21 protein-coding genes are annotated in these 17,594 nt (G+C 73.1%); 16 read left to right on the forward strand and 5 right to left on the reverse strand.

All coding sequences use genetic code 11. From position 1 onward, the window contains the following. The first annotated feature begins 25 nt into the window (after positions 1-25). The gene (locus tag QFZ75_RS28495) at positions 26-649 is read left to right on the forward strand and encodes an AAA family ATPase (protein ID WP_307541385.1); all 624 of its coding nucleotides are present in this window, start codon (positions 26-28) and stop codon (positions 647-649) included. A 169-nt stretch (positions 650-818) separates the two neighbouring features. Here the strand turns inward: QFZ75_RS28495 and ybaK are convergent, their stop codons facing one another. The 4 genes from ybaK to QFZ75_RS28515 all read right to left on the reverse strand — a co-directional run bounded on the left by ybaK (position 819) and on the right by QFZ75_RS28515 (position 4,882). Continuing rightward, positions 819-1,322, reverse strand: coding sequence for a Cys-tRNA(Pro) deacylase (gene ybaK / locus QFZ75_RS28500; protein WP_307544848.1), 504 nt, complete (start codon positions 1,320-1,322; stop codon positions 819-821). A 40-nt stretch (positions 1,323-1,362) separates the two neighbouring features. Next, a complete protein-coding gene (locus tag QFZ75_RS28505; RefSeq protein WP_307541386.1) occupies positions 1,363-2,103 on the reverse strand; it encodes an LON peptidase substrate-binding domain-containing protein in 741 nt (246 codons plus the stop codon). An 11-nt stretch (positions 2,104-2,114) separates the two neighbouring features. After that, the gene (locus QFZ75_RS28510) at positions 2,115-3,182 is read right to left on the reverse strand and encodes a hypothetical protein (RefSeq protein WP_373465957.1); all 1,068 of its coding nucleotides are present in this window, start codon (positions 3,180-3,182) and stop codon (positions 2,115-2,117) included. Positions 3,183-3,304: 122 nt separating this feature from the next. After that, complete coding sequence (locus tag QFZ75_RS28515; RefSeq protein WP_307541390.1) at positions 3,305-4,882, reverse strand: oxidoreductase; 1,578 nt, start codon at positions 4,880-4,882, stop codon at positions 3,305-3,307. A gap of 212 nt (positions 4,883-5,094) precedes the next feature. On the opposite strand from QFZ75_RS28515, the gene hisD reads away from it, so the two are divergent. The 10 genes from hisD to QFZ75_RS28565 all read left to right on the forward strand — a co-directional run bounded on the left by hisD (position 5,095) and on the right by QFZ75_RS28565 (position 12,956). After that, positions 5,095-6,417 (forward strand): histidinol dehydrogenase, encoded by a 1,323-nt coding sequence (hisD, locus tag QFZ75_RS28520; protein ID WP_307541392.1) that lies wholly within the window; start codon positions 5,095-5,097, stop codon positions 6,415-6,417. After that, positions 6,414-7,601 (forward strand): histidinol-phosphate transaminase, encoded by a 1,188-nt coding sequence (locus QFZ75_RS28525; protein ID WP_307541394.1) that lies wholly within the window; start codon positions 6,414-6,416, stop codon positions 7,599-7,601. The genes hisD and QFZ75_RS28525 overlap by 4 nt, the downstream gene beginning before the upstream one ends. Next, positions 7,598-8,191 (forward strand): imidazoleglycerol-phosphate dehydratase HisB, encoded by a 594-nt coding sequence (gene hisB / locus QFZ75_RS28530; RefSeq protein WP_307541395.1) that lies wholly within the window; start codon positions 7,598-7,600, stop codon positions 8,189-8,191. The genes QFZ75_RS28525 and hisB overlap by 4 nt, the downstream gene beginning before the upstream one ends. 3 nt (positions 8,192-8,194) lie before the next feature. Beyond that, on the forward strand, positions 8,195-8,359 hold the full coding sequence (locus QFZ75_RS28535; RefSeq protein WP_307541397.1) for a hypothetical protein: 165 nt from the start codon (positions 8,195-8,197) through the stop codon (positions 8,357-8,359). Then, positions 8,350-9,000 carry an imidazole glycerol phosphate synthase subunit HisH gene (gene hisH / locus QFZ75_RS28540; RefSeq protein WP_307541398.1) on the forward strand — a complete coding sequence of 217 codons (651 nt, stop codon included), beginning with the start codon at positions 8,350-8,352 and terminating at the stop codon, positions 8,998-9,000. The genes QFZ75_RS28535 and hisH overlap by 10 nt, the downstream gene beginning before the upstream one ends. A 3-nt stretch (positions 9,001-9,003) precedes the next feature. Further along, positions 9,004-9,738 carry a bifunctional 1-(5-phosphoribosyl)-5-((5-phosphoribosylamino)methylideneamino)imidazole-4-carboxamide isomerase/phosphoribosylanthranilate isomerase PriA gene (gene priA / locus QFZ75_RS28545; RefSeq protein WP_307541400.1) on the forward strand — a complete coding sequence of 245 codons (735 nt, stop codon included), beginning with the start codon at positions 9,004-9,006 and terminating at the stop codon, positions 9,736-9,738. Next, the gene (locus QFZ75_RS28550; RefSeq protein ID WP_307541403.1) at positions 9,735-10,148 is read left to right on the forward strand and encodes a Rid family hydrolase; all 414 of its coding nucleotides are present in this window, start codon (positions 9,735-9,737) and stop codon (positions 10,146-10,148) included. Before priA ends, QFZ75_RS28550 begins: the two co-directional genes overlap by 4 nt. Further along, the gene (gene hisF, locus QFZ75_RS28555; RefSeq protein WP_307541404.1) at positions 10,145-10,900 is read left to right on the forward strand and encodes an imidazole glycerol phosphate synthase subunit HisF; all 756 of its coding nucleotides are present in this window, start codon (positions 10,145-10,147) and stop codon (positions 10,898-10,900) included. Before QFZ75_RS28550 ends, hisF begins: the two co-directional genes overlap by 4 nt. Before the next feature lie 110 nt (positions 10,901-11,010). Next, complete coding sequence (locus tag QFZ75_RS28560; RefSeq protein WP_307541406.1) at positions 11,011-11,598, forward strand: transcriptional regulator; 588 nt, start codon at positions 11,011-11,013, stop codon at positions 11,596-11,598. A 95-nt stretch (positions 11,599-11,693) separates the two neighbouring features. Continuing rightward, positions 11,694-12,956, forward strand: a complete 1,263-nt coding sequence (locus tag QFZ75_RS28565; protein ID WP_307544850.1) for an MFS transporter — start codon at positions 11,694-11,696, stop codon at positions 12,954-12,956. 237 nt (positions 12,957-13,193) lie between these two features. Here QFZ75_RS28565 and QFZ75_RS28570 read toward each other — a convergent pair whose 3' ends face one another. Then, positions 13,194-13,829, reverse strand: a complete 636-nt coding sequence (locus QFZ75_RS28570) for a TIGR03085 family metal-binding protein (RefSeq protein ID WP_307541408.1) — start codon at positions 13,827-13,829, stop codon at positions 13,194-13,196. Positions 13,830-13,977: 148 nt separating this feature from the next. On the opposite strand from QFZ75_RS28570, the gene hisI reads away from it, so the two are divergent. From hisI to QFZ75_RS28595, 5 genes are all read left to right on the forward strand, one after another. Continuing rightward, positions 13,978-14,406, forward strand: coding sequence for a phosphoribosyl-AMP cyclohydrolase (gene hisI / locus QFZ75_RS28575; protein WP_307541410.1), 429 nt, complete (start codon positions 13,978-13,980; stop codon positions 14,404-14,406). Positions 14,407-14,417: 11 nt separating this feature from the next. Beyond that, entirely contained in the window at positions 14,418-15,908 is a 1,491-nt protein-coding gene (locus QFZ75_RS28580; RefSeq protein WP_307541412.1) for an anthranilate synthase component I, read from the forward strand. A gap of 97 nt (positions 15,909-16,005) precedes the next feature. Further along, positions 16,006-16,647 carry a TIGR02234 family membrane protein gene (locus QFZ75_RS28585; protein ID WP_307544852.1) on the forward strand — a complete coding sequence of 214 codons (642 nt, stop codon included), beginning with the start codon at positions 16,006-16,008 and terminating at the stop codon, positions 16,645-16,647. Positions 16,648-16,825: 178 nt separating this feature from the next. Beyond that, a complete protein-coding gene (locus QFZ75_RS28590) occupies positions 16,826-17,062 on the forward strand; it encodes an HGxxPAAW family protein (RefSeq protein WP_307541413.1) in 237 nt (78 codons plus the stop codon). 87 nt (positions 17,063-17,149) lie between these two features. Continuing rightward, entirely contained in the window at positions 17,150-17,593 is a 444-nt protein-coding gene (locus QFZ75_RS28595; RefSeq protein WP_307541415.1) for a DUF2752 domain-containing protein, read from the forward strand. Position 17,594 lies beyond the last annotated feature (1 nt).

A 17,594-nucleotide genomic window follows, 5' to 3' on the forward strand; every position in this document is an offset into this window, starting at 1 on the left:
CGGGCGGGCCTGGCACGATGGCGGTGTGACCGCACCGCTGAATCCGCCTCCGCAGCCGAACCACCAGCCGCCGCACGACGCCTGGCAGGCGCCGCCCGCCGGGTACGGTTCCGGCCCTGAGGAGGACGGTCCCGGGATCAGGACAGAGCTGCGCGAGGCGGCGGTCGTCACGCTCGCCATGACGGTCGCCGGGCTGCTGCTCGGTGTCCTGTGGTGGTGGCTGGCACCGCACGTGCCGCTCGTCTCGGACAGCTCGACGGTCTACCTCAAGGACACCGAGGGGGAGCAGGCCATCGGCGTGGACGGCACGTTCACCCTGCTGGCGCTCGCCTTCGGCCTGGCCGCCGCGGTGCTCGTGTTCCTCTGGCGGCGCCGGGGCGGTATCGCGCTGATCGTCGCGCTCACCGCCGGCGGCATCCTCGGCTCCCTGGTGGCCTGGCGGCTCGGCATCTGGCTCGGGCCCACCCAGGACGTGGTCGCGCACGCCAAGGAGGCCGGCAAGGGCGTCACGTTCGACGCCCCGCTGGAGCTCGGCGCCAAGGGCGCCATGCTCGCCTGGTCCGTCTCGGCCCTGCTGGTCCATCTGGGCCTGACGGCCCTCTTCGCCCCCAGGGACCCGGACCCCTTCCAGTCCCCGTACCAGACCTGACGGGCGCCCGGCCCCGACGGACCCGCGGACGGCCACCGGCCGCCGGCGGGGCGCTACGCCGGGCGGCGCCCGTGGTTCGACCGGCCCTTGCGGATGCGCCACTTCCGTTTACGCGTCTTCTTCGACATGTCCCCGGTGCTTAACCGAGAACCCCGCCCCCGTCGAGGGGTCACGCACGCCCGACGGGGGCCACCACCGCATCGGTGAGCCGCGCGAGGTCGCCCGGGGCCAGCTCGACCTCCAGCCCCCGCCGCCCGGCGGAGACACAGATGGTCGCGTGCCCCTCCGCGGACGCGTCCAGCACCGTACGCAGCCTCCTGCGCTGCCCGAGCGGCGAGATGCCCCCGCGGACGTACCCGGTGGTGCGCTCCGCGGCGGCCGGGTCGGCCATGGCGGCCCGCTTGCCGCCCACCGCCGCCGCCAGCGCCTTCAGGTCCAGGGAGCCCGCCACGGGGACGACGGCGACCGTCAGGTCCCCGTCGACGTCCGCGACCAGGGTCTTGAAAACCCGGTCCGGGGAGACCCCCATCGCCTCGGCCGCCTCCCCGCCGTACGAGGGGTGCGCCGGATCGTGCTCGTAGGCGTGCATCGTGAACGCGACGCCCGCGGCGGTGAGCGCCACGGTGGCCGGTGTCCCGCCCGGCTGCTGCTGTTTCTTCGACTTCTTCGCCAAGGGATCCTTCTTCACCGGGGGACCTGCGGTACGGCTCGCCTCAGTTGGGGCTCGTCGGTCCGCGGGTCAGTTCCGAGGCGGGCAGCGACGGCAGATTGCGGATGATCGCGGTCTCCGCCCGCAGCAGGGTCAGCTCCTCGCGCAGCCGCGACGCCGTGTCCGGCGCCTGCAGCAGCCGCTGCTTCGCCGGGACGTCGAGCATCGCCGCGGCCGCGACCAGGTACGAGACGACGGCCGGCTCGTCCGGCAGGTCGGCCCCGGTCGACAGGGACCGCTCCCGCGCCCCCGCCAGCCGCTTCTGGTACTGCCGGAAGGCCCGCAGCACCCCCTCGGCCAGCGCCCCGGCCTCTTCACCGGGGTCCTCGGGCAGCTCTTCGAGTTCGGCCGTCAGATAGGGCCCGGAGGCGTCCACGGAGAGCAGCCGCACCCGGATCGTCCCGGTGGCCAGCACCTCGAAGCTGCCGTCGGCGCGCTCCCGTACGGTCGCGGCGTCGGCGACGCACCCCACCGGGTGGAAGGCCTTCAGCGGGTCGTCGCCGAAGCCCGCCGCGGGCCCGCGCCGCGGCACGGCCGTCCGGTCCGGCATACCGGGCGAGGTGGCGGCCACCTCGTGGCCGTCGCGGATGGCGACGACGGCGAACCGGCGCGGTTCGTCCTCGGGGGTCTTCAGCAGATCGCGCATCATCGCGCGATAGCGCTCCTCGAAGATGTTCAGCGGCAGCACGAGCCCGGGGAACAGCACCGAGTTCAGCGGGAAGAGGGGGAGCCGGACGGTGGTCACGACGCGAAATCCTAGTGGTCGCCGGAGCCGGGACGGCCGCCGTGCCCACTCCGTGGATGCGGGACCTCCCCGTTCCGTGTCGCCGCCCGGGTTCTCAGGGGTCTGTCCGAGGCCACCTGGAGCCTGATCCCGTCGCGCAGTTCGAGGAACTGGCCGAGCGGATCGTCCGAGACGCGGTCCCAGGGGAACGAGGTGGCGTACGGGCCGATGCGGCGCAGCTGTTCCAGGGCGTCCTCCCACCGGTCGAGCCGGACCAGCACGTAGGTCAGCAGGTTGCGGACCTCCGCGGGCCACGGGTCGGCGTCCGGGTACCGGGCGGAGAGGCCGATGGCCAGGTCGGCGGCCGCGTCGAGGCGCCGGCGGTGCACGGCGGCCCCGCCGCCTTCGGTCAGGAAGGCGAAGGCCGCCCGCACGGGCAGCGCCTGGACCAGGGAGCCGGGCAGGGCGTCCCGCGCGGCCCGCTCGGCGAAGTCGAAGCACCGGCCGTGCGAGCCGTACCAGGCGGCGGACAGGTACTGCAGGGCGGCCACATGACAGCCGTAGTGGTGCGGGGAGCGCCGGACGGCCTGCGCCCACAGCTGCTCGAACTCGGTGTGCGGCGCGTTCGTGCCCCGGGCGTGGTCCAGGGCGATCCGCCAGGGCACCGGGTCGCGGGGGGCGCCCTCGGCGGCGGCCGAGATCAGCGGCGCGACCTGGCGCAGCAGTTCGGCGCGGGCCGGGGACCGCCAGCTCCGGCACACCGCCAGTTCGGCCCTGACCACCGCCGCGTCCGGGTCGTGCGGGGTGTCGGAGCGCCACGCGTCGAACCACTCGGCGCGGGAGAGGGCGAAGGCGGCGAGGCGGGTCGTGTACCGGTCCCGGTTCTCCCACTCGGCGGCCTCGCGGGTGGCGGCGAGCAGTGTGCCGACGGCGGCGTACTCGCCGCGGCCCGCCGCGACGAGGGCCGGGCCGAGTCGCTCGTCCGGGGCGTCGAGGAGCACCTCGTCGTCGTCGGGCAGGCCGGCGGCGAGACTCGCGGTGTTCCGCGCCATCCGGACCGTGCGCAGGAGCGCTCGCAGCAGTGCCATGGTGTCGTCCATTAAATCCGCAGGTGGGACGGGTGCCAGAGGCTGCGCGATGACGCTTTCGTAACCGTGTCCAGGTTGCGTGGCAATCGGTCAAGAGCGGGTAAAAGGTGACTGCCCCTCAGGCGCCGGGCGGCTCAGCCCCTGCGCAGCAGTCGGGTCGCGCCCGCCGTCACGGCCGTCACGAGGATCCAGCCGAGCAGGATCACCACCGCGGACAGCCACTGCCAGCCGCCGCGCAGCTGCCAGAAGCCGGCCTGGCCGAGGTCGATGACCGGCAGCAGCAGGTCCAGGGCGAACAGGGACGGGTTCCACGGCGGGTGTTCGCCCGTCTTGAGCGGCGGATGGTCCGCGTGCGAGAAGGCGACCGAGGCCGCCGCCCACAGCACGGCCATCCACAGGGCGGCCCGGCCCGGCCGGTACCCGTAGGCGACCGTCCAGTCCTGCACGTACCCCCAGAGCTTGACCGCGACCGGCAGGTTCTCGCGTCTGTGGCGCTGTTTGGCGAGCAGCACCGCGCGCGCCTCCTCGTCCTCGCCGCTGTCGCGCAGCACCAGGGCCAGCCGCTCGTACGGCTCGGGGCTGTACTCGGGGGTGGCCGCGGCCACCCACTGCAGACGCCTGGCCGGTGGGAACGGGCCGCGCGGCACCAGGTACTCGTACTGGAAGCCGGCCATCTGCAGCTGGCCGGCGCCCGGCCAGCTGGCCGCCCGGTCGATGAGGGTGACCACCCGCGCGCCGTTCAGCACGATCCGCCCGCGCTGCGGCCGGCGGCCGAGGAAGCGCAGCTCGGACACCTGGACGCGGCGCAGCGAGACCTCCTGGTCGTCGTGCAGGGTGAAGCGGGCCTCCTCGAAGTCCACCGCGTCCCCGAACCGGCCGTCGTCGAGCCGGATCCCGCCCTCGCACTCGAACCGCTGCACGCGGGTACCGTGCGCGGGGGTCCGGCCGCTGGTCAGCAGGGGGTTACTGAGGGCGGCCGGGGTCAGGTACATGGTCCGCTCGACGGTCAGCTGCGGCGCGTTCAGCGCGCGCCCGTAGGGATTGCTCAGCCGGCTGCCGCGCAGACTGAGCGAGACCCCCACCTTCGCGCCGCGCAGGCTCAGTTCGCCGTACGACTCCAGCAGCTCGGCCTGCAGGTCCTGGCCCACGGTCAGTCCGTCGCCGGAGAGGGAGTTGCCGCGCCGGTCGCGGTGGACGACCGACTGGTTGAGCAGCAGGTCCGTACCGATGTGCGCGTCGGTGAGGCGGACGCCGTGGTGGAAGCGGCAGCGCGGCAGGTGCAGATCGCCCTCCGTGTGCAGCCGTGCCGCCTCCAGCCGGGGTATCGCGCAGTCCACCAGGCGGACCGTGCTGAACCGGGCTTCCGGCAGCAGGACCTCCTTCTCGAAACGGCAGCCCCTCATCTCCAGGTACGGTTCGACGGCGCCGCCCGCGAGATCGAGCACGTCGGCGATCTGCACCCCGGCCAGCTTCAGGGAGGCCACGCGGCCGTCCAGCGCGGGCGGCCCGTCCAGCAGCAGCCAGCACACGATCCGGGCCCGTACGGTGCGCTCGGGACCCCACGGGTGGCCGCCGTGCGGATCGTCGACGACGGTGTCCCCGGCCCGCAGGTCGTACACGCTGCCGTTGCGGAACGCCTGCCACATGCCGACCTCGGCGGCGCTCAGGTCGCCGGGCACCTCGCCGGCGCGGCGGCCGGCCCCATCGGTCACGGCTTCCTCCCTCTCCCCTGCTGCTCGTGGGTTGTTCTCAGCCGTTCAGGTGATGCCCGCTGCGCGGTCGGCTGAAAACTCAGAGTGACGATTGTTGCTCTCAGTGACCGTCAGGAGTGAAAACGCGCCATGCGCCGACGGGCGGGCGCGGCGCGTATCAGCGATTGATACGGCCGTCCGGCGCCCGACGGCCGTCTGAGAGAATTGACGACGTGATCTCCCTCATCGATCTGCGCGGTGACGCCCTCCCCGAGGGTCCCGCCCTGCGCGACCTGCTGCCCCGAGCCGACTTCGACGTCTCGGCCGCCCTGGAGAAGGTGCGTCCGATCTGCGAGGCCGTGCACCATCGGGGCGACGCGGCGCTGATCGACTACGCGGAGCGGTTCGACGGCGTGCGCCTGGAGTCCGTACGGGTCCCGGCGCGGGCCCTCACGGACGCGCTCGACCAGCTCGACGGGGCCGTCCGCGCGGCCCTGGAGGAGTCGATCCGCCGCGCCCGCATCGTCCACCGCGAGCAGCGCCGCAGCACGCACACCACCCAGGTGGTCCCCGGCGGCACGGTCACCGAGAAGTGGGTGCCCGTCGACCGCGTCGGCCTGTACGCGCCCGGCGGCCGGTCCGTCTACCCCTCGTCCGTGATCATGAACGTGGTCCCGGCGCAGGAGGCCGGCGTCGAGTCGATCGCGCTCGCCTCCCCCGCCCAGTCCGACTTCGGCGGTTTGCCGCACCCGACGATCCTGGCCGCCTGCGCGCTGCTCGGCATCGACGAGGTGTACGCGGCCGGCGGCGCGACCGCCGTGGCGATGTTCGCGTACGGCACCGAGTCCTGCCCGCCCGCCGACATGGTCACCGGACCCGGCAACATCTGGGTCGCCGCCGCCAAGCGCTACTTCGCGGGCCGCATCGGCATCGACGCCGAGGCCGGCCCGACCGAGATCGCGATCCTCGCCGACGACACGGCCGACCCGGTGCACGTCGCCTCCGACCTGATCAGCCAGGCCGAGCACGACCCGCTCGCGGCGGCCGTCCTCGTCACCGACTCGGTCGCGCTGGCCGACGCGGTCGCCAAGGAACTGGAGCCGCAGGTCGCCGCCACCAAGCACGTCGAGGACCGGATCGTCCCGGCGCTGGGCGGCAGGCAGTCCGCGATCGTGCTGGTCGACGGCGTGGCGGAGGGCCTGCGGGTGGTCAACGCCTACGGCGCCGAGCACCTGGAGATCCAGACCGCCGACGCGTCCGCCGTCGCCGACCGGGTCAGGAACGCCGGCGCGGTCTTCGTCGGCCCCTGGGCGCCCGTCTCGCTCGGCGACTACGCGGCCGGCTCCAACCACGTGCTGCCGACCGGCGGCTGCGCCTGCCACTCCTCGGGCCTGTCGGTCCAGTCCTTCCTGCGCGGCATCCACCTCGTCGACTACACCCGCGACGCGCTGGCCGAGGTCGCCCACCACGTGGTGACCCTCGCCGAGGCGGAGGACCTGCCCGCCCACGGCGCCGCGGTCAAGGCCCGCTTCGGCTGGCAGGTGCCCGGCCAGTGAGCTCCTCCGACACCCCTTTCGGGATCGACGACCTCCCCGTCCGCGACGAGCTGCGCGGGAAGTCCCCGTACGGCGCGCCCCAGCTCGACGTCCCCGTACGGCTCAACACCAACGAGAATCCGTACCCGCTGCCCGAACCGCTCGTCGAGCGGATCGCCGAGCGGGTGCGCGAGGCCGCCCGCCGGCTCAACCGCTATCCCGACCGGGACGCGGTGGAGCTGCGCTCCGAACTGGCCGCCTACCTGACGAAGACCGGCGGGCACGTGGTCGGCGTCGAGAACGTCTGGGCCGCCAACGGCTCCAACGAGGTCATCCAGCAGCTGCTGCAGACCTTCGGCGGGCCCGGCCGCACCGCGATCGGCTTCGAGCCCTCGTACTCGATGCACGCGCTGATCGCGCGCGGCACCGGCACGGGCTGGATCTCCGGGCCCCGCGCCGAGGACTTCACGATCGACCGCGCCGCCGCCGTCGAGGCGGTCACCGAGCACGCCCCCGACGTCGTGTTCGTCACCACCCCCAACAACCCCACGGGCAACGCCGTCCCGGCCGACACCGTCCTCGCGCTGTACGAGGCGGCGCAGGCCGCCCGGGCCGCGACGGCCGGGGCGATGGTCGTCGTCGACGAGGCCTACGTCGAGTTCAGTCACGGTGAGTCACTGCTGCCGCTGCTCGAAGGTCGGCCGAATCTCGTCGTCTCGCGCACCATGTCGAAGGCGTTCGGCGCGGCCGGGCTGCGCCTCGGCTATCTCGCCGCGCACCCCGCGGTCGTGGACGCCGTGCAGCTCGTACGGCTGCCGTACCACCTGTCGGCCGTCACCCAGGCGACCGCGCTGGCCGCCCTGGAACACACCGACACGCTGCTCGGTTACGTCGAGCAGCTGAAGACCGAGCGCGACCGGCTGGTCGGCGCACTGCGCGCCCTCGGCTTCGAGGTGACCGAGTCCGACGCCAACTTCGTCCAGTTCGGGCGGTTCGACGGCGAGGCGGGCTCGCACGAGGCCTGGCGGCGGATCCTCGACCGGGGCGTCCTGGTCCGGGACAACGGCGTACCGGGCTGGCTGCGGGTCACCGCGGGCACCCCCGCCGAGAACGACGCCTTCCTCGACGCGGTCCGTGGACTGCCGCGTGAGGTGCCGACACCCGTGGGGGCCACCCCCGCACCCCCGAAGGAGCAGAGCGCATGAGCCGCACAGGCCGTGTCGAACGGAACACCAAGGAGACCTCCGTCGTCGTCGAGATCGACCTCGACGGCAGCGGAAAGGTCGATGTGTCGACAGGCGTCGGCTTCTACGACCACATGCTCGACCAGCTCGGCCGGCACGGTCTGTTCGACCTGACCGTGAAGACCGAGGGCGACCTGCACATCGACTCGCACCACACCATCGAGGACACCGCCCTCGCCCTGGGCGGCGCCTTCCGGCAGGCGCTCGGCGACAAGGTCGGCATCTACCGCTTCGGCAACTGCACCGTCCCGCTGGACGAGTCGCTCGCCCAGGTGACCGTCGACCTCTCCGGGCGCCCCTACCTCGTGCACACCGAGCCCGAGAAGATGGCGCCGATGATCGGCGAGTACGACACGACGATGACCCGGCACATCCTGGAGTCCTTCGTCGCCCAGGCGCAGATCGCCCTGCACGTGCACGTGCCCTACGGGCGCAACGCCCACCACATCGTGGAGTGCCAGTTCAAGGCGCTCGCCCGCGCCCTGCGGTACGCCTCCGAGCGCGACCCGCGCGCGGCGGGCATCCTGCCCTCCACGAAGGGTGCGCTGTAAGCCATGAGCGGCCTCTCCACCGTACTGATCGTCGTCGGGCTCTTCCTGCTCGGCGGCATCTACTCCTTCGTCAAGCAGCAGATGCCCAAGAGCCTCATCGTCCTGCTGTCCATCGGCGCGGCCATGTGTCTCGTCGCGGGTGTCGTCCGGCTGGAGGTGTGGAATTGAGCACCCCCGCCAAGCGGGTCGTCGTCTTCGACTACGGCTTCGGGAACGTCAGGTCCGCCGAACGCGCCCTCGCGCGCACCGGCGCCGAGGTCGAGATCACCCGTGACTTCGACAAGGCCATGAACGCCGACGGGCTGCTGGTGCCGGGCGTCGGCGCCTTCGCCGCCTGCATGAAGGGCCTGCGGGAGGCGCGCGGCGACTGGATCGTCGGCCGCCGCCTCGCCGGCGGACGCCCCGTCATGGGCATCTGCGTCGGCATGCAGATCCTCTTCGAGCGCGGCATCGAGCACGGCGTCGAGACCGAGGGCCTCGACGAGTGGCCCGGCTCGGTCGAGCCGCTGCAGGCCGACGTCGTGCCCCACATGGGCTGGAACACCGTCGAGGCACCGGCCGGCACCCGGCTCTTCGCCGGGCTCGACGAGGACGCGCGCTTCTACTTCGTGCACTCCTACGCCGTCCACGCGTGGTCCCTGGAAACCGCGAACCCGGCGATGCGCCCACCCCTCGTCACCTGGTCCACGCACGGCAAGCCCTTCGTGGCGGCCGTCGAGAACGGCGCCCTGTGGGCCACCCAGTTCCACCCCGAGAAGTCCGGCGACGCCGGAGCCCAGCTGCTCACCAACTGGATCGGAACCCTGTAGACCATGGCCAAGCTCGAACTCCTCCCCGCCGTCGACGTCCGCGACGGCCAGGCCGTCCGGCTCGTGCACGGCGAGTCCGGCACGGAGACCTCGTACGGTTCCCCGCTCGAGGCGGCCCTCGCCTGGCAGCGGTCGGGCGCCGAGTGGCTGCACCTGGTGGACCTGGACGCCGCGTTCGGCACCGGCGACAACCGCGCGCTGATCGCCGAGGTCGCCGAACGCATGAAGGAACTGCGCATCAAGGTGGAGCTGTCCGGCGGCATCCGCGACGACGACACCCTCGCCGCGGCCCTCGCCACCGGCTGCACCCGCGTCAACCTCGGCACCGCGGCTCTGGAGACCCCCGAGTGGGTCGCCGAGGTCATCGCCCGGCACGGCGACAGGATCGCGGTCGGCCTCGACGTCCGCGGCACCACCCTGCGCGGCCGCGGCTGGACCCGTGACGGCGGCGACCTCTACGAGACGCTGGAGCGCCTCGACAAGGAGGGCTGCGCGCGGTACGTCGTGACCGACATCGCCAAGGACGGCACCCTCCAGGGCCCGAACCTGGAGCTCCTGAAGAACGTCTGCGCGGCCACCGACCGGCCCGTGGTGGCCTCCGGAGGTGTCTCCTCGCTGGACGACCTGCGGGCCATCGCCGAACTCGTGCCCCTCGGCGTCGAGGGCGCGATCGTCGGGAAGGCCCTGTACGCCGAGGCGTTCACGCTGGAAGAGGCCCTCGCGGCGGTGGCCGTATGAGCGCCGTGCGACGCGTCATGACCGGCGCCCCCTGGGAGGACGCCTTCGGCTACTCCCGCGCGGTGGAGCTGCCGAACGGCCTGGTGCTGGTCTCCGGCTGCACCTCCGTGGTGGACGGGCAGATCGCCGGCGGCGGCCCGTACGAGCAGGCCGTCAACTCCTTCAAGGTCGCGCTGGCGGCCCTGGCGGAGCTCGGCCTCGGCCGCGAGCACGTCGTCCGCACCCGCATGTACCTCACGCACGCCCGGGACGTGGAGGACGTCGGCCGCGCCCACAAGGAGTTCTTCAACGCGGTCCGGCCGGCCTCGTCGCTGGTCATCGTCTCCGGTTTCGTGGACCCCGGCCTGGTGGTCGAGGTCGAGGTGGAGGCGTACCGGGACGCGGCCCCGGGGGAGGGGCCCGCCTCATGACCCTCGCCGTACGCGTCATCCCCTGCCTGGACGTCGACAACGGCCGGGTCGTCAAGGGCGTCAACTTCCAGAACCTGCGCGACGCGGGCGACCCCGTCGAGATGGCCAAGGTGTACGACGCCGAGGGCGCCGACGAGCTGACGTTCCTGGACATCACCGCGTCCTCCGGGAACCGGGAGACCACCTACGACGTGGTGCGCCGGACCGCCGAGCAGGTCTTCATCCCGCTCACCGTGGGCGGCGGCGTGCGCACCGGCGAGGACGTCGACAAGCTGCTGCGGGCCGGCGCCGACAAGGTCGGCGTGAACACCGCCGCCATCGCCCGCCCCGACCTGATCCGCGAGATCGCGGAGCGGTTCGGACGGCAGGTGCTGGTCCTGTCGGTGGACGCGCGCAGGACGGCCGCCGGGACCTTCGAGGTGACCACCCACGGCGGCCGCAAGGGCACCGGCATCGACGCCGTCGAGTGGGCGCACCGGGCCGCCGAGCTGGGTGCGGGCGAGATCCTGCTCAACTCGATGGACGCCGACGGCACCAAGGACGGCTACGACCTGGAGATGATCCGGGCCGTACGCAAGCACGTCACCGTGCCGGTCATCGCCTCCGGCGGCGCGGGTGGCCTCGCCGACTTCCCGCCGGCCGTCGACGCGGGCGCGGACGCCGTGCTGGCCGCCTCCGTCTTCCACTTCGGGGACCTGCGGATCGGCCAGGTGAAGCGGACGCTGCGGGAGGCGGGACACCCCGTGCGGTGACGTCCCGCCGAGAGCCCCGGCTGCGGCCGGGGCTCTTTTCGGCATAGGTACGAAAGAAAAGTTGCGCAATTTTTATTGCGCAACTTTTCCTTCGTGTCTACGGTGAGGTCATGACCGGCACGGAGAACCACCCGATCACGGATCTGGGCACCCTCAAGGCCCTGGCCCACCCCCTGCGGATGCAGCTCTACCGGGGCCTGTGCGTGGCCCGCACCGCCACCGCCTCCCAGCTCGCCGAGCAGGTCGACGAAGCGGTCTCGCTGGTCAGCTACCACCTGCGCAAACTCGCCGAGCACGGGCTGATCGAGGCGGCCGACCCGCAGAGCGGCGACGCCCGCGAACGCTGGTGGCGGCCCGCCACCCAGGGCGTGAGCATCAGGGACAAGGACTTCCGGTACGCACCCGAGCGGGCCGCCGCGCACCTCGCCGCCACCCGGCTCTTCCACCAGCAGCGGTCCGACCTGTACCGCCGTTATCTCGACGAACGCCTCACCTGGGGCCCCGAATGGAACTCGGCCGCCCCGGACAACGAGTCCCTGCTGCGGCTGACCGCCGCCGAACTGGCCGAGCTGAGCGAGGAGTTGCTCGCCCTCGCGAAGAAGTACGACGAGAGGGGGAGGGCCGCCGAGGCCGCCGGCGAGACCGAGGGGCGCGAGAACGTCGCGCTGCACGCGCTCGCGTTCCCGTTCCGTGCCTGACAGCTTCTGCGCCTGACACCTTCTGCGCCTGACGGCTTCCGTGTCCGGCAGTCCGTGCGTCCGAGGAGGCCACCGACGTGACCGTCACCCCCGCGATGTCCGAACCGGTGACCGGGGAACGCCCCGCCCACCGCGACCCCGACGTCCTGCGCTGGCTCGGCGCGTACGCCTCCTCGGCGATCGGCGACAACATCTACTACGTGGCGCTGTCCTGGGCCGCCGTGCAGGCCGGCACGCCTTCGCAGGCCGGACTGGTGATGGCCGTGAGCGCCGTGCCGCGCGCCCTGCTCATGCTGGGTGGCGGAGTGGTCGCCGACCGTTTCGGACCGCGGCGCGTGCTGATCGCCGGCAACGGCGCGCGGTGCGCCGCGGTGGTCGCCGTCGCCGTCCTGCTGCTGGTGAGCAGCCCCGGACTGTGGCTGCTGGGACTGCTCGCCCTGGTCTTCGGCGCGGTCGACGCCATGCTCATGCCCGCACTCGGGGCGCTGCCCACCCGGATCGCCCCCCGCGGCCAGCTGGCCCGGGTGCAGGGCATGCGCGGCATGGCGAGCCGCCTCGCCCACGTGGTGGGCGCCCCGCTCGGCGGCCTCTGCGTGGCCCTCGGCGGAGCGGCGGCGGCCTTCGGCGCGGCGGCGCTGCTCTTCGCGGCGGCGCTGCTCTTCGCGACGGCGCTGCCGCTGCTCATGGCCGTACGGATGGGGCGAGGACCTCAGGAGTGGTCCGCCGGACAGGAGGCGCCCGGCAGGCCGCCGGCGTCCCGGGAACTGCGCGACGGGCTGCGCCACATCCGCCGCAACCCCGTCCTGGCCCGGCTCATGGCGGTCATAGCGCTCAGCGACCTCGGGTTCGTCGGACCGCTGAACGTCGGCCTGATCCTGCTCGCGGACGAGCGCGGCTGGGGCGCCGCGGGGATGGGCTGGGTGCTGGCCGGTTTCGGGGCCGGGGCGGGGGCGATGTCCCTGCTGCTGACCGTGCGGGGCCGCGTGCCGCGGGCGGGGCTGGTGCTGTCCGTGTCGATCGGCGTCGGGGCCGTCGCCATCGGGGCGCTCGCGTACGTGCCGACGCTCGCCGCCGCCGTCGGCACGGCGCTCGCCGTCGGGCTCCTCGCCGGGCTCAGCGGCACGCTCTGCGGAGCACTCGTGCAGACCGAGTCGGATCCCGCGTACGTCGGGCGCGTCACCTCCGTGTCGGGCCTCTTCAGCCTCGGGCTCGCCCCGCTCACGTTCCCGGTGACCGGCGCGGCGATCGCCCGGTGGGGAACCGGTCCCGTCTTCGCCGCCAGCGCGGGCGTGTGCGTGCTCGGCGGACTGATCGGTCTGAGCTCCCGGGCACTGCGCCACGCGGAGCTTCCCGGCTAGGGCGTTTCTTTCGGACCGGCCCGGGTCCGCGGCGCCCGGCACGGCGCCTCACGGCGTCGTCGCACGACCCGGGTACGCCCGGTACGCGGATCACGCTCCGCCTCGCGACGCACCGCACCGGACACCGCGGCCCGATCCGGCCTGATCCGACCCGATCCGGCCTGATCCGAAAGAAACGCCCCAGCGGTCCGCGAGGTCACCCGCGCCCCGGCGGGGGCGCGGGCTCCCACGGCGGGCCTACAGGCCCAGTTTCTTCGTCTCGTGGAGCCTGGCGATTGCGTCCTTGTCGCCGTCCACCTCGACATCGGCCACGCCCTGCCGGCCGTGGGCGAAGAGGACCAGCTCGGAAGGCTCACCGGTGACCGTCACCACGGGGGCGCCCCGGTGCGCGACGACGGTCTGGCCGTCCGGGCGGCGCAGGACCAGGCCGGTGGGCGCGCCGCGGCCCATCAGCCGGGCCATCCGTTCCAGCCGGGACCACAGGGCGTCCTGGAACACCGGGTCGAGCACCCGGGGCACCCAGTCCGGCCGGGCACGGCGCACGTCCTCGGTGTGGACGTAGAACTCGATCGCGTTCGACGCCTCGTCCACCTGCTTGAGGGAGAACGGCGAGAAGCGCGGCGGTCCCGTACGGATCAGCTGGATCAGCTCCTCGTACGGCTTCGCGGCGAACTCCGCCATGACCCGCTCGAGACGCGACGCGAGCTGCTTGACGAGGATGCCGCCGGCCGCGTCCGGGCGGCGCTCGCGGATCACGACGTGGGCGGCGAGATCGCGGGTGTTCCAGCCCTCGCACAGGGTGGGGGCGTCCGGTCCCTCGGCCTCCAACAGGTCGGCGAGGAGAAGTCGTTCACGCTTGGCATGGGTCGACATGCCTGCCAGCCTACGACCGCCCCCGCGGTACGCCCACTTCTGCGGGCCACCGGTCTTTCGCCGAGCCCTCCGGCAGGACCTCCGGCGCGCACTCTCAGCCGGTGGACGCCGTCCGGGCGGGGCCGGCCGGCGCGGCACAATGGTCGGCATGACCAGCACGCCCACGCCCCGCAGGCCCAGCGGCCTGGACCCCGAGATCGCCGCACGCCTCAGGCGCAGCGCCGACGGGCTCGTACCCGCCATCGCCCAGCAGTACGACACCGGTGAGGTGCTGATGCTCGGCTGGATGGATGACGAGGCGCTGCACCGCACCCTGACGACCGGCCGGTGCACCTACTGGTCGCGCAGCCGCCAGGAGTACTGGGTCAAGGGCGACACCTCCGGCCACTTCCAGTGGGTCAGGTCCGTCGCCCTCGACTGCGACGCCGACACCGTGCTGGTCAGGGTCGACCAGGTCGGCGCCGCCTGCCACACCGGCGACCGCACCTGCTTCGACGCCGACGTGCTCCTGAAGGACGCCGGGGGCCCGGCGGACACCGGGGACGCCGGTTCCGGCGTACCGGCCGTGGATCAGTAAGGTCTGCGGCCATGGACCTCGAGACCTTCCGCAAGCTGGCCACCGACCGGCGTGTCGTCCCCGTCAGCCGCAAGCTCCTCGCGGACGGCGACACGCCCGTCGCGCTCTACCGCAAGCTCGCCGCCGAACGCCCCGGCACCTTCCTCCTGGAGTCGGCGGAGAACGGGCGCACGTGGTCCCGCTACTCCTTCGTGGGCGTCCGCTCGGCCGCCACCCTCACCGAGCGCGACGGCCGGGCGCACTGGCAGGGCACCCCGCCGGTCGGGGTCCCCACCGACGGCGACCCCCTCGCGGCCCTGCGCGCCACCATCGAGGTCCTCCACACACCGCGCGACCTCACTCAGGACCAGGCACTGCCCCCGTTCACCGGCGGCATGGTCGGCTATCTCGGCTACGACATCGTGCGCCGACTGGAGAAGATCGGCCCCGGCGAGCGCGACGACCTGAAACTGCCCGAGCTCACCATGCTGCTCACCAGCGACCTCGCCGTCCTGGACCACTGGGACGGCTCGGTGCTGCTGATCGCCAACGCGATCAACCACAACGACCTCGACACCGGCGTCGACGAGGCCTACCACGACGCCGTGGCCCGCCTCGACGCCATGGAGGCCGACCTCTCGCGGTCCGTCTCGCAGCCGCCCGCCGCGCTCCCGCCGTCCGAGCTCCCCGAGTACACCGCGCTGTGGGGCGGCCCCGACTACCAGGCCGCCGTGGACGACATCAAGGAACGCATCCGGGCCGGCGAGGCCTTCCAGGTCGTCCCCTCCCAGCGCTTCGAGACACCGTGCACGGCGAGCGCGCTGGACGTGTACCGGGTCCTGCGGGCGACCAACCCGTCCCCGTACATGTACCTCCTGCGCCTCGACGGCTTCGACGTCGTGGGCTCCTCCCCGGAGGCCCTGGTCAAGGTCGAGGACGGGCAGGCGATGGTCCACCCCATCGCGGGCACCCGGCCGCGCGGCGCCACCGTCCAGGAGGACCAGGCCCTCGCCGACGAGCTGATCTCCGACCCCAAGGAGCGCGCCGAGCACCTGATGCTCGTCGACCTGGGGCGCAACGACCTGGGACGGGTCTGCGAGCCCGGCTCCGTGGAGGTCGTCGACTTCATGTCCATCGAGCGCTACTCGCACGTCATGCACATCGTGTCCACGGTCACCGGCAGGGTCGCCGAGGGGCGTACGGCCTTCGACGTACTGACCGCCTGCTTCCCCGCGGGCACCCTCTCCGGCGCCCCGAAGCCCCGGGCGATGCAGATCATCGACGAGCTGGAGCCCTCGCGGCGCGGTCTGTACGGCGGCTGCGTCGGCTACCTCGACTTCGCGGGCGACTCCGACACCGCCATCGCCATCCGTACCGCCCTGCTGCGGGACGGCACGGCGTACGTCCAGGCGGGCGCCGGGGTCGTCGCCGACTCGGACCCGGTCGCCGAGGACACCGAGTGCCGCAACAAGGCGGCCGCGGTGCTCCGCGCGGTCCACTCGGCCAACCGGTTCTCGCGGTGAGACGCGCAAAATTTGAGGGCGAGACCCGGACATACGCACCCAGTGCGACGTGGCTCACGTGTTCCCGGGTGACGGTTCGCCCGGGGTTCAGGCGATAGTGGGGTACGTGACTGCTGTACCGCACCCCCGATCCGATGCCCCCGGACCCGCCCGGTCCGGCCGCCGAAGCCTCGGCCTCGCCCTGCTCTTCGGCGCGCTGGGCGCGGCCGTCGTGCTGCTCGCCACCCGGCGCGGCTGGTCGGACGGCACCGCGACCGTGGCCGGTGGCGAGTTCCCGCTGAGCGCGGTGGGCAGTGACGTCACGGGCGTCCCCGCCTCCCTGGCGATAGTGGGACTCGCCTCGCTCGTCGCCGTCTTCGCCGTCAAGCGGGCCGGCCGCCGGCTCGTCGCCGGGCTGCTCGCGCTGTCCGGCGCGGGGACCATCGCCTCGGCGCTCCTCGGCGTCTCCGACAGCTCCGCGCTCGACGAGAAGGCCGCGGCGGCGACCGGGGACACGGCGGCGACCGTGGACACGATGACGCACACCGCCTGGCCGTACGTGGCCGCGGCGGGCGGCCTGCTACTGCTCCTCGCGGGGCTGCTCGCACTGCGGTACGGGCGGTCGTGGCCGGCCATGTCCGGACGGTACGAGCGGGACGGGACACCCCGTCCGCGCCGGGCCCGGGCGGCGGCCGACCCGGACCGGCCCGAGGAGATCTGGAAGGCGCTGGACCGGGGCGAGGATCCCACCAGCGCGTAGGCGTTCCACTCGGCCGCGGAATCTCGGGTGCGGGCCGGTGGGGGTTTGTCGCGCCGTTCCCCGCGCCCCCGAAGGCGCCCCCGGACGGGCGCCACCCCCCGGCTCATCGCATGCGTGCCGGTGCGGGACAATGGACTGAGCGTTTGGTTCATCTTCTTTCAGCAACGAGGAGCATGTCATGGCGGGCAGCAGCCACGGTCACACCCCGGCCGCCTGGACCGGTGTCATCATCGCCTTCATCGGATTCTGCGTCGCCGGTGCCTTCATGGTGATGGCCAGCCCGCTGGGCTTCTGGGCCGGCATGGTCATCGTCGTCCTCGGTGGCGTGGTCGGCGTGGCCATGCGCGCGGCGGGCCTCGGCCAGCCGAAGGGCACGCACCCGACCCACGACGTGGCGTCGGCCGCCGGTAACTGACCCGGGTCGTACGGGAGGCGGAGCCGGCTCCGGGAGAGCACCGGACCCGCCTCCCACCGCGTGCGGCATCCATCCCGGCGCGGCAGAATGCGACGGGTGAACGCCGAAGCCCGGAGAGCGGCACCCCTTCCCGGATCCGTGCCACGGCGCCTCGCCGTGCCCGGCGGGATCCTCGTGGCCGTCGCGGCGGCCTTCGCGTACGTGGGGACCGTCGACCCGAACGAACCCGGCCACTACCCCGTCTGCCCGCTGTTCCGGTACACGGGCCTGTACTGCCCCGGCTGCGGCGGACTGCGCAGCGCGTACGCCGTCGTCCACGGCGATCTCGGCGCGGCCCTCGGGGCCAACGCGGTCGTGGTACTGGGCTGTCTGGTGTTCGCCGCCGTGTGGACCGTCTGGGTGGTACGCGCGCTCCGGGGACGGCCGGCGCGCCTCGATCCCGGCCCTGTGACGCTGTGGGCGGCGGGCGTGCTGCTGCTGGTCTTCACCCTTGTCCGGAACCTGCCGTTCGGTGGCCTGCTCCACCCTTGAT

Origin of the sequence: Streptomyces sp. V3I8 (genome assembly GCF_030817535.1) — a bacterium.
In the GTDB taxonomy this organism is placed as follows: domain Bacteria; phylum Actinomycetota; class Actinomycetes; order Streptomycetales; family Streptomycetaceae; genus Streptomyces.

What these genes read in the sequence shown, in the direction of transcription:
- QFZ75_RS28510 (WP_373465957.1), bottom strand. Translation starts at nt 3,182, where the DNA reads ATGGACGACACCATGGCACTGCTGCGAGCGCTCCTGCGCACGGTCCGG.
- QFZ75_RS28535 (WP_307541397.1), top strand. Translation starts at nt 8,195, where the DNA reads ATGAGCGGCCTCTCCACCGTACTGATCGTCGTCGGGCTCTTCCTGCTC.
- QFZ75_RS28595 (WP_307541415.1), top strand. Translation starts at nt 17,150, where the DNA reads ATGCGACGGGTGAACGCCGAAGCCCGGAGAGCGGCACCCCTTCCCGGA.
- QFZ75_RS28580 (WP_307541412.1), top strand. Translation starts at nt 14,418, where the DNA reads ATGGACCTCGAGACCTTCCGCAAGCTGGCCACCGACCGGCGTGTCGTC.
- QFZ75_RS28590 (WP_307541413.1), top strand. Translation starts at nt 16,826, where the DNA reads ATGGCGGGCAGCAGCCACGGTCACACCCCGGCCGCCTGGACCGGTGTC.
- hisF (WP_307541404.1), top strand. Translation starts at nt 10,145, where the DNA reads ATGACCCTCGCCGTACGCGTCATCCCCTGCCTGGACGTCGACAACGGC.
- QFZ75_RS28550 (WP_307541403.1), top strand. Translation starts at nt 9,735, where the DNA reads ATGAGCGCCGTGCGACGCGTCATGACCGGCGCCCCCTGGGAGGACGCC.
- QFZ75_RS28570 (WP_307541408.1), bottom strand. Translation starts at nt 13,829, where the DNA reads ATGTCGACCCATGCCAAGCGTGAACGACTTCTCCTCGCCGACCTGTTG.
- QFZ75_RS28560 (WP_307541406.1), top strand. Translation starts at nt 11,011, where the DNA reads ATGACCGGCACGGAGAACCACCCGATCACGGATCTGGGCACCCTCAAG.
- hisI (WP_307541410.1), top strand. Translation starts at nt 13,978, where the DNA reads ATGACCAGCACGCCCACGCCCCGCAGGCCCAGCGGCCTGGACCCCGAG.
- priA (WP_307541400.1), top strand. Translation starts at nt 9,004, where the DNA reads ATGGCCAAGCTCGAACTCCTCCCCGCCGTCGACGTCCGCGACGGCCAG.
- hisB (WP_307541395.1), top strand. Translation starts at nt 7,598, where the DNA reads ATGAGCCGCACAGGCCGTGTCGAACGGAACACCAAGGAGACCTCCGTC.
- QFZ75_RS28565 (WP_307544850.1), top strand. Translation starts at nt 11,694, where the DNA reads ATGTCCGAACCGGTGACCGGGGAACGCCCCGCCCACCGCGACCCCGAC.